Consider the following 12,701-nt stretch of genomic DNA (forward strand, 5'->3'; position numbering starts at 1 on the left):
AGCCACTCCGTGAACGAACACGCTTTCTCCACCGCCGAGCGCGCTGCGGTCTACCGCGCCATTGCCGAACGCCGCGACATGCGCCACTTCTGCCCCAACAGCCAAGTCGCGCCCGAGGTATTACAGCGTTTGCTACAGGCCGCGCACCAAGCGCCGAGTGTTGGCCTAATGCAGCCTTGGCGGTTTATTCGCATCACCGATAACGCCCTGCGCACGCAGATCGCCGCGCTGGTCGAAGCCGAACGCCAACGCACGGCCGAGGCCCTCGGGCCGCGCAAAGCGCAGTTCTTGCAACTGAAAGTAGAAGGCATTCGTGACTGCGCCGAGCTCTTGGTCGTGGCCCTGTGCGAAGCGCGCGAGCAGTACATTTTCGGCCGCCGCACCTTGCCGCAAATGGATCTTGCCAGCGCGGCCTGCGCGATTCAAAACCTGTGGCTCGCCGCCCGAGCCGAAGGGCTTGGGCTTGGCTGGGTATCACTCTTTGAACCGGCAGAGCTGGGGGCGCTGCTCAACATTCCCGCCGACGCAGAAGCCATCGCCATTGTCTGTTTAGGCCCGGTGGATGCCTTTTACGCGCAACCTATGCTGATCGAACAAGGCTGGAGCAGCGCTCAGCCACTGAGCGACCTAATGGCGGAAAACCGCTGGCCGAGCAGCAAGGCATGAGCATGCTGATGGTGCAAGGCACCACCTCGGATGCCGGCAAAAGCACCCTAGTCGCCGCCTTGTGTCGCTGGGCCAAACGCCAAGGCGTTAACGTAGCGCCCTTTAAGCCGCAGAACATGGCGCTCAACAGCGCCGTGACCTGCGACGGCGGCGAGATCGGCCGCGCCCAAGCCGTGCAAGCGCAAGCTTGCGGGCTCGCGCCGCACAGTGACATGAACCCCGTGCTGATCAAGCCCTCAAGCGACACTGGCGCGCAAATCATCATTCAAGGGCGCGTGCTCAACCAACAAGACGCCGTCACCTTCCACGCCTACAAACCACGCGCCAAGGCCGCCGTACTCGAAAGCTTCGCTCGTTTGCGCGAGCAATACGCACTGGTATTGGTCGAAGGTGCCGGCTCGCCGGCGGAAATCAATCTGCGCGAGGGCGACATCGCCAATATGGGCTTTGCCGAGGCGGTCGACTGCCCCGTGATCTTAATCGCCGACATCGATCGCGGCGGCGTGTTCGCCCACCTCGTCGGCACCTTGGCCTTGCTCAGCGAAAGCGAGCAGGCGCGGGTGAAAGGCTTTGTGATCAACCGCTTTCGCGGCGACTTAAGCCTGCTACAACCGGGCCTAGATTGGCTTGAGCGCCACACCGGCAAGCCGGTGCTGGGCGTACTGCCCTACTTGCATGACCTGCACTTAGAGGCCGAAGACGCCATCAATGCCCAACAAGTCAGCGCCGCCGGCACAACACTGCGCGTGGTGATTCCCGTCTTGCCACGCATCAGCAATCACACCGACTTCGACCCATTGCGCCTGCATCCACAAGTCGATGTGCAGTTTGTTGGCGCAGGGCACCCGCTGCCCCCTGCCGACTTAATTATTCTGCCCGGCAGCAAAAGCGTGCGTGATGACCTTACCCACCTGCGCGAGCAAGGCTGGGCTGACGATCTCATGCGTCATCTGCGCTTTGGCGGCAAGGTGCTGGGCATTTGCGGCGGCCTGCAAATGCTCGGCGAACAGATCCACGACCCGCTTGGCATCGAAGGCCATGCCGGCAGCAGCGCCGGCCTTGGCTTGCTTGCGCTCAGCACCACCTTAGGCGCAGAGAAACAGCTGCGGCAGGTCACCGGACATCTGAGCGATGGCAGCGCCATCAGTGGCTATGAAATTCATGCCGGTCACAGCACAGGCCCCGCGCTGGACACCCCGTTCGCCCAGCTGAGTCACGGCGGCAACGACGGTGCGTGTGACCCGTCCGCGCAGATTCGCGCCACCTACCTGCACGGTCTCTTCGAGCAGCCCAGCGCCCTGAGCAGCCTGCTCCGCTGGGCCGGCCTCAAGCAAGTGCAGCCCTTGGATTACCATGCGCGGCGCGAGCAAGAGCTCGATCGACTGGCCGACATGCTCGAACAACACCTAGACCAAGCCGCCTTACGCACCTTCTGCGGCTTAGCGGAGCCAGCCCATGCATGAGCTGATCTTAGGCGGCGCGCGCTCGGGCAAAAGCCGTCTGGCCGAGCAGCGCGCGCAAGCCAGCGGCCTGCGCGTGATCACCATCGCCACCGCGCAAGCACTGGATGAAGAAATGCACGCGCGCATCGCCAAGCACCGTGCCGATCGCCCCAGCCACTGGCAGGTGATCGAAGAACCCTTGGCCTTAGCGTCTACACTGCAGCAAGCCGCCCAAGCGGATACCTGCTTAGTGGTGGATTGCCTCACGCTCTGGTTGAGCAACTTGCTACTGCTCGATGATCCCGCCCGCTTAGCCGCCGAGCGTGATGCTTTAACCGCCTTACTCGGCCGACTACCGGGGCGATTGATTCTGGTCAGCAACGAAACCGGCTTAGGCGTGGTACCACTGGGGCAACTAAGCCGCGACTTTGTGGATCAAGCCGGCTGGCTGCATCAAGCCATTGCCGCGCGCTGCGAGCGTGTCACCTTGTGTGTGGCCGGTTTGCCGCTGACTTTAAAGCCCAACCCAGGATGTACTCATGAATGATTGGTTGTTTGATGATTGCGCCGATGCCAACGAAGCCATCCGCCAGCAAGCCATCGCCCACCAACGCCAACTGACCAAGCCGGCCGGCAGCTTGGCCGATCTTGAAGACATCGCCATCCGCCTCGCCGCCTTGCAAGGCCATCTGGACCCGGCCCTTGAGCGCCTGTGGATTAGCATCTTCGCCGGCGATCACGGCGTGATGGCGGAAAACGTCTCCGCCTATCCACAGCATGTGACGGCGGAAATGCTGCGCAACTTCGCCGGCGGCGGTGCCGCGATTTGTGTGTTAGCGCGCGGATTAGGCGCGCCATTGGAAGTCATCAACTTAGGCTGCGTGCAAGACCCACCCGCCATCGCCGGCGTACAACAACTGGCCCTCGGCCCCGGCACCGCCAACTTTATGCAAGGCGCCGCCATGAGCCGTCAGCAACTCAGCGCCGCACTCAGCGCTGGCCGCGACAGCGTCGAGCGCGCACTGGGCGCTGGCACGCAGCTGTATATCGGTGGCGAGATGGGCATCGGCAATAGCACCTCGGCCGCCGCGCTGGCTTGCGCGCTACTCAGTGCTGAGCCCGAACGCTTGGCCGGCCCCGGCACGGGGCTCAACACGGCTGGCGTCAGCCATAAAGTCGAGGTCATCCGCCGCGCGCTCGCGTTACACCAAAGCCATCTCAACAACCCGCTGCAATGCTTGCGCTACTTAGGCGGCTTTGAAATTGCAGCACTGACCGGCGCCTACATTGCCTGCGCGCAAGCGGGTATTGCCGTCTTGGTGGATGGCTTTATTTGTAGCGCCGCCGCCTTATGTGCGGTACGCCTAAACCCCGGCTGCGGTGACTGGCTGTTCTTCGCCCATCAAAGCGCCGAACCCGGGCACAAGCTTTTGCTGCAAGCGCTGGATGCCAAGCCACTCCTCAAGCTCAACCTGCGCCTTGGCGAAGGCTCCGGCGCCGCACTGGCCGCCCCGCTGATGCAACAAGCCGTGGCGCTGCATAACCAAATGGCGACATTCGCCAGCGCCGGCGTGAGCGATAAGGCCTGAACATGGCCTTATACGCACTGCGCCACGGCGCTACGCCGACCCAAGGTTTTCGCGGCCGCCTCGATGACGAACTCACCCCAGAAGGCTGGACGCAGATGCACGCAGGCTTTCAGCAAGGCCCGCGCTGGCAACAGATTGTCAGCTCACCGCTCAAACGCTGCCGTCAGTTTGCCGAGCAGATGGCGCGCGAGTTGAACCTGCCACTAGCCATTGACCCCGATTGGCGTGAGCTCGACTTCGGCCACTGGGAAGGCCGCACCGCCAGCGAACTGCTCGCCGATCCGCTGGAGGCCGATGCGCTCAGTCGCTTCTGGCAAGATCCCTATCAACATCCGCCCCGCGGCGGTGAAGCCCTGCTGCACTTCGAGCAGCGCATTGTGCGCGCTTGGCAGCCCCTTGCAGTCAGCAGCGCAAACCAAGACACGTTACTCATCAGCCACGGCGGGGTGATCCGCCAGCTATTGCGCCTCGGACAAAACCGACCGCGCAGCGAACTCATGAATGGCGACGTCGGCCACGGCAGCCTGCACCTCATCGCCCCCTTTCCCGGAGATCACCCATGCGCCAAGCCTTGATCGCCCTGCAATTTCTCACCGCCCTGCCGGTGCACTTGGCCAATCCACCCACGCTGCGTGAGCAAGGGCAATCGTTGGTGCTTTACCCGTGGGTCGGCGTGCTGATCGGCGCGCTGCTCGTCACCGCCCATGCGCTCCTGCAAGCAGCCGCACCCGCGCTGCAAGCGGCGCTATTGCTGGCGTTATGGGTCGCGCTCACCGGAGCGCTGCATCTGGATGGTTTGGCCGACAGTGCCGATGGTTGGCTCGGCGGGCTAGGTAACCGCGAGCGCACGCTAGAAATCATGCGTGACCCACGCTGCGGCTCGGCGGCGGTGGTGACCTTGGTCGTTGTCCTGTTGTTGAAATGGGTCGCGCTGTGGACGCTGCTGCAAGGCCCGCTGCCGGTATGGCCCGCACTGCTGGCGGCACCGCTACTCACGCGCGCCGGTCTGCCGTTGTTATTGCTACGCACCGCCAATGCACGACCTGACGGCTTAGCCGACCAACTACGCCAGCACGCCCCGGCATCGCTGTGCCGAGTCAGCGCTTATGCCGGCCTCGTGCTGGCCTGCGCGCTGTTATTTGGCGCGTGGACCGCGTTGTTGGCCACCGCCGCCAGCGCCTACCTGCTGCGCCGCGCCATGCTCAAGCGCCTCGGCGGCTTGACCGGCGACACCGCTGGCGCTTGGGTTGAACTGCTAGAGTGTGTATTGCTGGTGGGCCTTGCTCTAGCGTGAGGCAGGACACGACTACACTGTCCTGCACTGATCACGAACCGGTGTGCGTATGCTTACGTTTCTCGCCCGACCGCTTCATCGTGGCCGCCATTGCGCCGCGCTCCTACTGCTTTGCACCGCTACAACACAGCAGCTGCCGATTGAGCCAAAACCGCCCCTCTGCTAGCCTTCGCCCCTGTTTTAGCGAGATGCACCGCCATGGCCCGCAAGAAAACCACGCCCGACTTTGAAACAGCTCTCAACGAGCTGCAAACCCTCGTTACGCAGCTTGAAAGCGGCGAGCTCAGCCTTGAGGCCTCCCTCAGCGCCTTCGAGCAAGGCGTGCGCTTGACCCGCGAATGCCAACAGTCACTCAGCCAAGCCGAGCAAAAGGTGAAAATCCTCCTCGAGCGCAATGGCGAACTGGACGAGGCCGAATTCAATACAGGCGACGAGGCATGATCGACGCCTACCTAAGCCGCTGCCGCGAGCGCTTACAGCCGCAGCTACAACAGCTGTTTCAAGCGCCGCTGCCGGCGCTGAGCACCCTGTACCAAGCGATGGACTACAGCGTCAGCAATGGCGGCAAGCGCGTGCGCCCGCTGTTGGCCTACGCCAGTTGCGAAGCTTTGGGTGGCCAGATGACCGACGCCGACGCCGCCGCCTGCGCGGTGGAGCTGATCCACGCCTACTCACTGGTACACGATGATCTGCCGGCGATGGATGATGACAACCTACGTCGCGGTCAGCCGACCTGTCACATCGCCTTCGATGAAGCCACCGCCATTCTCGCTGGCGACGCCCTGCAAGCCTTGGCCTTCGAATGCCTCAGCGACTCGCAGCGCAACCCACTCAGCGCCGAATTGCGCTTGCAACAGACGCTTGAACTCGCTCGCGCCGCCGGCCCTGCGGGCATGGTCGGCGGGCAAGCCATCGACTTAGCGGCCGTGGGCAGCACCCTCACCCAGCCAGCGCTGGAGCAAATGCACCGACACAAAACCGGCGCATTGATTGTCGCCAGCGTGCGCTTAGGGGCATTAGCCAGTGGCAACGCCAGCGCTCGCGACCTTGAGCAGCTCAGCCACTACGCCCAAGCGATTGGCTTGGCCTTTCAGGTTCAGGACGACATCCTCGACATCGAGAGCGACACCGCCACCTTAGGCAAACAACAAGGCGCCGATATCGCCCGTGACAAACCAACTTATCCGGCCCTGTTAGGCCTGCAAGCGGCCAAGGCTTATGCGCATGAGTTAGAGCAACAAGCCCTCACAGCCATCGCCCATTTTGATCAGCGCGCCGAGCCACTACGCGCCTTGGCGCAGTACATCATCAGCCGCCAACATTAACCCTATCCACATCAAGGCTTTGGCCCGTTGCCGGCATACGGTAAACTTGCCCGTCTTTGTTTTCCTGAGCTGTCCGTCTGATGCCTAAGACGCTGCATGAAATCCCGCGCGAACGCCCGCTAACGCCCCTGCTGGACACCGCCGCCACACCTGATCAATTGCGCTTACTGGCCGAAGATCAGCTGCCGGAACTCGCCCATCAGTTGCGCCAGTTTCTGCTTTACAGCGTGGGGCAAACCGGCGGCCACTTTGGTGCCGGCCTTGGCGTGGTCGAGCTCACTATCGCGCTGCATTATGTGTTCAACACTCCTGACGACCGCTTAGTGTGGGATGTCGGCCATCAAGCCTATCCGCACAAGATCCTGACCGGCCGCCGCGAGCAAATGACCACGCTGCGACAAAAGAACGGCCTCGCCGCCTTCCCCCGCCGCAGCGAAAGCGCTTACGACACCTTTGGCGTCGGCCACTCCAGCACCAGCATCAGCGCCGCTTTGGGCATGGCCATTGCCGCCCGCCTGCAAGGGCTGAGCCGCAAAAGCATCGCGGTGATTGGTGACGGCGCGCTAACCGCCGGCATGGCCTTTGAAGCGCTCAACCATGCCGCGGACGTCAGTGCCGATATGCTGGTGGTGCTCAACGACAACGATATGTCGATCTCGCACAACGTGGGCGGCCTGTCGAATTACTTAGCCAAGCTGCTGTCCAGCTCCACCTACGCACACCTGCGAGAGAACAGCAAAAAAGTCCTCTCGCGACTGCCGCACGCGTGGGAACTAGCACGTAAAACCGAAGAGCACGCCAAAGGCATGCTGCTCTCCGGCACCTTATTTGAAGAGTTAGGCTGGAACTACATCGGCCCCATTGATGGCCACGATCTGCCGACGTTAATCGCCACACTGCGCAACATGCGTGACCTCAAAGGCCCGCAGTTCCTGCACATCGTGACCAAGAAAGGCAAAGGGTTCGCCCCTGCCGAAGTCGATCCGATCGGCTATCACGCGATTACCAAGTTGGAAAAACCCAACGCCGCACCCAAGGCCAGCTCGGGCCCCAAGTACTCTGCCGTCTTTGGCCAATGGCTGTGCGACATGGCCGCCGCCGATGCACGCTTGGTCGGCATTACGCCGGCAATGAAAGAAGGCTCCGACCTGATCGCCTTCAGCGAGCAATACCCCGAACGCTACTTTGATGTGGCGATTGCTGAACAGCACGCCGTCACCCTCGCTGCCGGCATGGCCTGCGATGGGAGTAAGCCGGTGGTCGCGATTTACTCGACCTTCCTGCAGCGCGCCTATGATCAGCTGATCCACGATGTCGCCGTACAAAATCTCGACGTACTGTTTGCCATCGACCGCGCAGGGCTCGTCGGCGAAGACGGCCCAACCCACGCCGGCAGCTTTGACCTGTCGTACCTACGCTGCATTCCCGGCATGCTGATCATGACCCCCAGCGACGAAAACGAGCTGCGGCAAATGCTCACCACCGGCCACCACCATCCAGGCCCTGCGGCGGTGCGTTATCCGCGCGGCACAGGCCCGGGCAATCCCATCAGCAACACGCTGGATAGCCTGCAGATCGGCCAAGGCGAGCTACGCCGCCAAGGTGAAGACGTCGCCATTCTCGTCTTTGGTGTGCAACTGAGTGACGCCTTACAAGCGGCTGAAGGACTTAACGCCACCGTGGCCAATATGCGCTTTGTAAAGCCATTGGATACCGAACTGGTGCTCAAGCTGGCTCGCAGCCATCGCCTGCTCGTCACCGTGGAAGAGAACAGCATCATGGGCGGCGCCGGCAGCGCGGTCAGTGAGTGCTTAGCTGCCGCTGGGGTTAACGTGCCCGTGCTGCACCTTGGCCTGCCTGATCACTATGTCGAGCACGCCAAGCCTGCCCAAATGCTCGCTGAATGTGGCTTAGATGCCGACGGCATTGCACGCGCCATCGAGCAAAGACTCACACAGAGCTAGCCCGTCACGACGTGACGGCCACCCCGCCAACGGTCATCTTTTCTTGCAATTACTCGGCACGCATCTTATGGTGCGCGCCGTTTTCATCGTTCAGGTGCCCAGTTCTTTTGGGTTAAACGGGAAGTCAGGTGCGCTCAAAGCCAAGCCTGCGCTGCCCCCGCAACGGTAACCGACCGCAGCTCGCTGCAACCGCTTCGCCACAGCCACTGTGCAACCGCATGGGAAGGCGCGAAACCGGGTCGGAAGCCCGGAAACCGGCCTGCACGATACGACAGGTGTTGCGGAGGGCATCACCGTCAAGCGTGTTTATCCCTGTTCACACGCTTGCCCCTGCCCTTCTCAAAAGTCTACTTCCCTGCTTTTGAGGATCTTCTATGAAACTATCCCCCATGGCGCTTGCGCTCGCAGCCGCGCCACTGTTGGCCGTCGCTGATAACCACCTAGACGACATCCCGCCATTGGTTGTCACGCGCGCCACACCGGCTCAGCAAGTTGCCCCTGCCAGCATCAAGGTCATTACCCGCAAACAGATTGAAAGCAGTGGCTCCCAAACGCTGGTCGACGTCCTGCGCGGACAAGCAGTCCTGCAAGTGCGCGACACCTTGGGCGACGGCAACCGTGTTGGCATCAGCTTGCGCGGTTTTGGCGAAAACGCGGTCAACAACACACTGGTCTTGGTCGATGGCCGTCGCCTGAATAACCCAAGCCTCGAAGGGCCAAACCTGAACAGCGTCCCGCTCGCCAACATTGAGCGCATTGAAGTGCTGCGCGGCGCCGGCACGGTGCTGTATGGCGACCAAGCTGTTGGCGGCGTCGTTAACATCATCACTCGTCAGCCCAGCTTCAACGAGGCGTACATTGAAAGCAGCATTGGCAGCCATGACCTAGAAGCCTATCGCGGCCACATTCACCAACAGCTTGGCGGCGGCTTCTCGACCTATTTAAGCGGTGAAACACGCAATACTGACAACTATCGCGATCACAACAACGCCAGTTACGACGATGCCTTCGCACGGCTGCGCTACGACCATGACAACGGTCATGCCTTGTATGAATACCAAAGCACCGATGACGAGCTAGAACTACCCGGCTACCTAACCGTTGCCGAACGCCGTAACGATCGCAAAGCCAGCTACGCCAGCAACAGCAATGGCTGGAGTGATAGCAAAACGCAAACTCACCGTTTTGCCGTGCAACAAAAGCTAAGCGATGCAATCTTTGCCAATTTCGATTACAGCCACCGCGATAGCGACGGCAAAGGCGCCTACAACAGCGCATTTGGCACCAGTCCATTCAACCAAGGCACGCGCGTAGAAACCTTTAGTCCTCGCCTTTCTGGGCAGATCGACACCCCCCTTGGCGCCAGCGAATGGCTGTTGGGGCACGACCATGTCACCAGTGACTACGAATACTACAGCAGCTTTGGTGATACTAAATTTCGACAAACGCAGCGCGATTGGTATGGTCAATGGATTCAACCGCTCTCTCAAAGCGTCAGCTTGACCGCCGGCTACCGATCCAGCGAGGCGGAAGACCGCAATCACAGCCAAAATAACCGCCACACAGATAGCCAGGACAGCACCAGCCTCGGCTTAAACTGGGCCATCAGCCAACAGCTGCGCGCCTTTATCAAGCGTGAAGATGTATTGCGTTGGGCCAACGTTGATGAAAACGCCTTCAAAGACCCCAGCATCGATTTTTTAAAGCCACAAACTGGCGAGTCTTGGGAGTCAGGCATTGAGTGGCAGGACAACATTCAGCGCTATCAAGCCACGCTCTATCGCCTCGATCTGAATGACGAGTTGATGTACGACCCGCTAGCCACCGGCCCCTATGGTCCGACGGGCGCAAACATCAACCTCGACCAAACCCGCCGTGACGGCCTGCTGCTCGAAGCCGACTATCGCCTTACTCATGATCTCAGTATTGGCGGCCAATACAGCTTTACCGACTCTGAATTCAGAAGCGGCAACTACCAAGGCAATGAAGTGCCTTGGGTATCACGGCACAGTGCCAGCGCACACCTGACGTATCAGATTTTGCCTGGCCTTAAGGGCTATGTTGAATCGGTATACACCGGCGGACGGTATGTGAATGCGGATCTTGGCAACACACTCGGCAAAGAAGGTGGTTACACCCTGTTTAACGCGGCACTGACTTATGAGTACGAGAAATTTATCAGCAAACTGCGCGTTAACAACCTTACCGGCAAGCGCTATGACAGCTTTAGCACCTACGCCCCTTGGGTAGCCGGTAGCAAAGGCCTCTATCCCGGCGTAGAAGAAGACGTCCAGCTGAGCTTGGGTTACCGTTTCTAAACTGCCCTAATCAGCACAAGGGAGGCGCACGGCCTCCCTTGTTTATTGCGCGTGACTCAATACCTCGCAGAGCCGCTCTACCGCTGCAATCATCTGGTAGCTCGGTCGCTCCAACTGCGTAGCGTCCAGCAGCAGCACTTGTTGCTTTTGTGCTGCAGCCAACTGGGGGTATGCCATCCACTGCGCCCGCTGCAATCGTGTATCGTCGGCGCCCATAATGATCACATCAGGATTAGCCGCAAGCACTGCCTCAACCGAAACCACAGGCGCCGGTTGACGCAACTGCGCAAACACATTCTGCCCACCACAAACCTGCAAAGCATCACTCACCGGTTGCGGGCCACCTAAGGTATATAACGGCTGGTGCCATACCTGATAAAACACCCGCAGGGGCTGCGTGCGCTGATACCGAGTCACAAGCACGCGTTGTCGCTGCGTGAAGTCAGCAGCCAGCCATTGCGCGCGCTTCTGCCGGCCCAACAAATCACCTAATTCGATCAATAAGCGCGGTATATCGTCCAGCGTTGTTGGTTGCGCCACCCACAACGCGATACCAGCGCTAGATAACTGTTCCAGCAAGCGGGGCGTCTCCCCGCCATCCCAGATCAGCACAAGATCGGGCTTAAGAGCCAGCACCTGCTCAAACGAAACCTCGGTGTAACGCCCAAGCGATATCGCATGCTGTAAGGCAGCAGGCCTTGGTCCGGCATCAATCATCGCCAGCAGCTGCTCGCCTGCACCAAGCTCAACCACCATATCGGCCGTACTTGGGGACAAGCTGATCACACGCTGCGGTGCACGATCAGCGGCACGAACCATAGAGCAGGCAAACAGCAGCAGCCAAGGAAGCCACACCCTCATCATTCTGGGCGGCGGACTAACTGTCGCGGGACACGATAAAGCTGCAGTAGCCCAAGACTACCTAGCAGCAACATTATTAAAGGAATAGCCGATAAACCGGCAAAGCAGTCAACCGCCGCCAGGCAGGCAGGCAACGCAGCGAGCCAACAAGCCTGACGTCTAACTCGCGCAAGCGCTATCCACGCTGCCGGCTCGGCATCGCTGTCGAGCGCTCGCTCAACAGCGATAAGTGCTTGTTTATAGCGCTGAAAAGCAGGCAGTGACAGAAATAAGCTGGCGCAAGCCAAGAGAAATAAGGGAAATGATAATGATGCTGGGAGCAGGCGCTCTGTGGATAAGAAGTTAGCGATCAAAGGTGGCAAGACCGTGAGCATCAAGTGCTGCCACCACTGCGCATTTAAGCGCACACGCATTTCGCCTCGAGTCACCTCACTCCTCCGCTACTTCACCTTGATGCATATTGCCTAACATGTGCCCAAGCTTGCCGGCCTTGGTCACCAGATAACGATGGTTATGCGGATTGAGTCCGGTGTGCAGCGGCACCCGCTCTGCAACATCAATCCCCAGTTCGGTCAGAGCAGCAACCTTGCGCGGGTTATTGGTCATCAGCTTGAGGCTCTTCACCCCAAGATGCTGCAGCATCGGCAAGCAAAGCCGGTAATCGCGCTGATCTGCCGCAAAGCCCAAGCGTAAGTTAGCCTCAACGGTATCAGCACCACCATCCTGCAACTCATATGCCCGGATCTTGTTCAGCAGGCCAATTCCACGGCCCTCTTGGCGCAAATACAACAACACACCACGGCCTTCTTCAGCAATCGCCTGCAAAGCACCCTCAAGCTGAAAACCGCAATCACAGCGCAAGCTGAACAAGGCATCGCCGGTCAAACACTCAGAATGCAAGCGCCCCAAAACCGGTGCGCCATCGGCAATCTCGCCGAAAGTGAGCGCAACATGTTCTTTATCAGTCTCTTCTTCGCGAAAACCATGCATGATGAATTCGCCAAACGGGGTAGGCAGCTTAGAAGCGGCGACAAATACAACAGACACCGGAACACTCCTTAACGGGCAAGGGCGGCATTGTAACAGGCATCAACAGGTTACAGAGCAAACAAAATAGCGGCCTATCACTGCGCGTTTTCGACAGCCGCTGTAACTTTTCCTTGGCGCAAAGCAAAACCCCCGAGCCATTGGCTCAGGGGTTTTGGGATAGGTGCTTGACGATGACCTACTCTCACATGGGGA

General features: G+C 60.1%; 12 protein-coding genes and 1 riboswitch. Of the genes, 10 read left to right on the forward strand and 2 right to left on the reverse strand.

What is annotated here, in order from left to right; genetic code table 11:
- Positions 1 to 9: 9 nt before the first annotated feature.
- The 10 genes from bluB (at position 10) to MKI83_RS12950 (ending at position 10,598) form a co-directional block, all read left to right on the forward strand.
- The gene (gene bluB / locus MKI83_RS12905) at positions 10 to 666 is read left to right on the forward strand and encodes a 5,6-dimethylbenzimidazole synthase (protein ID WP_241587023.1); all 657 of its coding nucleotides are present in this window, start codon (positions 10 to 12) and stop codon (positions 664 to 666) included.
- Entirely contained in the window at positions 663 to 2,129 is a 1,467-nt protein-coding gene (locus tag MKI83_RS12910; RefSeq protein WP_241587025.1) for a cobyric acid synthase, read from the forward strand. The genes bluB and MKI83_RS12910 overlap by 4 nt, the downstream gene beginning before the upstream one ends.
- Positions 2,122 to 2,655 (forward strand): bifunctional adenosylcobinamide kinase/adenosylcobinamide-phosphate guanylyltransferase, encoded by a 534-nt coding sequence (gene cobU, locus MKI83_RS12915; protein ID WP_241587027.1) that lies wholly within the window; start codon positions 2,122 to 2,124, stop codon positions 2,653 to 2,655. The genes MKI83_RS12910 and cobU overlap by 8 nt, the downstream gene beginning before the upstream one ends.
- A complete protein-coding gene (gene cobT / locus MKI83_RS12920; protein ID WP_241587029.1) occupies positions 2,648 to 3,697 on the forward strand; it encodes a nicotinate-nucleotide--dimethylbenzimidazole phosphoribosyltransferase in 1,050 nt (349 codons plus the stop codon). Before cobU ends, cobT begins: the two co-directional genes overlap by 8 nt.
- 2 nt (positions 3,698 to 3,699) lie before the next feature.
- Positions 3,700 to 4,272, forward strand: a complete 573-nt coding sequence (locus MKI83_RS12925; RefSeq protein WP_241587032.1) for a histidine phosphatase family protein — start codon at positions 3,700 to 3,702, stop codon at positions 4,270 to 4,272.
- Entirely contained in the window at positions 4,257 to 4,991 is a 735-nt protein-coding gene (locus MKI83_RS12930) for an adenosylcobinamide-GDP ribazoletransferase (protein ID WP_241587034.1), read from the forward strand. Before MKI83_RS12925 ends, MKI83_RS12930 begins: the two co-directional genes overlap by 16 nt.
- Positions 4,992 to 5,189: 198 nt before the next feature.
- Positions 5,190 to 5,432 (forward strand): exodeoxyribonuclease VII small subunit, encoded by a 243-nt coding sequence (locus tag MKI83_RS12935; protein WP_241587037.1) that lies wholly within the window; start codon positions 5,190 to 5,192, stop codon positions 5,430 to 5,432.
- Complete coding sequence (gene ispA / locus MKI83_RS12940) at positions 5,429 to 6,316, forward strand: (2E,6E)-farnesyl diphosphate synthase (protein ID WP_241587039.1); 888 nt, start codon at positions 5,429 to 5,431, stop codon at positions 6,314 to 6,316. The genes MKI83_RS12935 and ispA overlap by 4 nt, the downstream gene beginning before the upstream one ends.
- An 80-nt stretch (positions 6,317 to 6,396) precedes the next feature.
- Positions 6,397 to 8,280, forward strand: coding sequence for a 1-deoxy-D-xylulose-5-phosphate synthase (gene dxs / locus MKI83_RS12945; protein WP_241587042.1), 1,884 nt, complete (start codon positions 6,397 to 6,399; stop codon positions 8,278 to 8,280).
- Between the two features lie 75 nt (positions 8,281 to 8,355).
- Positions 8,356 to 8,557: riboswitch (cobalamin riboswitch) on the forward strand.
- Between the two features lie 97 nt (positions 8,558 to 8,654).
- Complete coding sequence (locus MKI83_RS12950; protein ID WP_241587044.1) at positions 8,655 to 10,598, forward strand: TonB-dependent receptor family protein; 1,944 nt, start codon at positions 8,655 to 8,657, stop codon at positions 10,596 to 10,598.
- 42 nt (positions 10,599 to 10,640) lie between these two features.
- Here MKI83_RS12950 and MKI83_RS12955 read toward each other — a convergent pair whose 3' ends face one another.
- The gene (locus MKI83_RS12955; protein WP_241587046.1) at positions 10,641 to 11,459 is read right to left on the reverse strand and encodes a cobalamin-binding protein; all 819 of its coding nucleotides are present in this window, start codon (positions 11,457 to 11,459) and stop codon (positions 10,641 to 10,643) included.
- Between the two features lie 429 nt (positions 11,460 to 11,888).
- Positions 11,889 to 12,506 (reverse strand): GTP cyclohydrolase II, encoded by a 618-nt coding sequence (ribA, locus tag MKI83_RS12965; RefSeq protein WP_241587051.1) that lies wholly within the window; start codon positions 12,504 to 12,506, stop codon positions 11,889 to 11,891.
- Positions 12,507 to 12,701 lie beyond the last annotated feature (195 nt).

Origin of the sequence: Atopomonas sediminilitoris, from assembly GCF_022601735.1 — a bacterium.
Lineage (GTDB): Bacteria > Pseudomonadota > Gammaproteobacteria > Pseudomonadales > Pseudomonadaceae > Atopomonas > Atopomonas sediminilitoris.

Bases quoted from the DNA above. Each gene is read 5' to 3' on its own strand.
- MKI83_RS12910 (WP_241587025.1), top strand. From the start codon at position 663: ATGAGCATGCTGATGGTGCAAGGCACCACCTCGGATGCCGGCAAAAGC.
- cobU (WP_241587027.1), top strand. From the start codon at position 2,122: ATGCATGAGCTGATCTTAGGCGGCGCGCGCTCGGGCAAAAGCCGTCTG.
- cobT (WP_241587029.1), top strand. From the start codon at position 2,648: ATGAATGATTGGTTGTTTGATGATTGCGCCGATGCCAACGAAGCCATC.
- MKI83_RS12925 (WP_241587032.1), top strand. From the start codon at position 3,700: ATGGCCTTATACGCACTGCGCCACGGCGCTACGCCGACCCAAGGTTTT.
- MKI83_RS12930 (WP_241587034.1), top strand. From the start codon at position 4,257: ATGCGCCAAGCCTTGATCGCCCTGCAATTTCTCACCGCCCTGCCGGTG.
- MKI83_RS12935 (WP_241587037.1), top strand. From the start codon at position 5,190: ATGGCCCGCAAGAAAACCACGCCCGACTTTGAAACAGCTCTCAACGAG.
- ispA (WP_241587039.1), top strand. From the start codon at position 5,429: ATGATCGACGCCTACCTAAGCCGCTGCCGCGAGCGCTTACAGCCGCAG.
- dxs (WP_241587042.1), top strand. From the start codon at position 6,397: ATGCCTAAGACGCTGCATGAAATCCCGCGCGAACGCCCGCTAACGCCC.
- MKI83_RS12950 (WP_241587044.1), top strand. From the start codon at position 8,655: ATGAAACTATCCCCCATGGCGCTTGCGCTCGCAGCCGCGCCACTGTTG.
- MKI83_RS12955 (WP_241587046.1), bottom strand. From the start codon at position 11,459: ATGAGGGTGTGGCTTCCTTGGCTGCTGCTGTTTGCCTGCTCTATGGTT.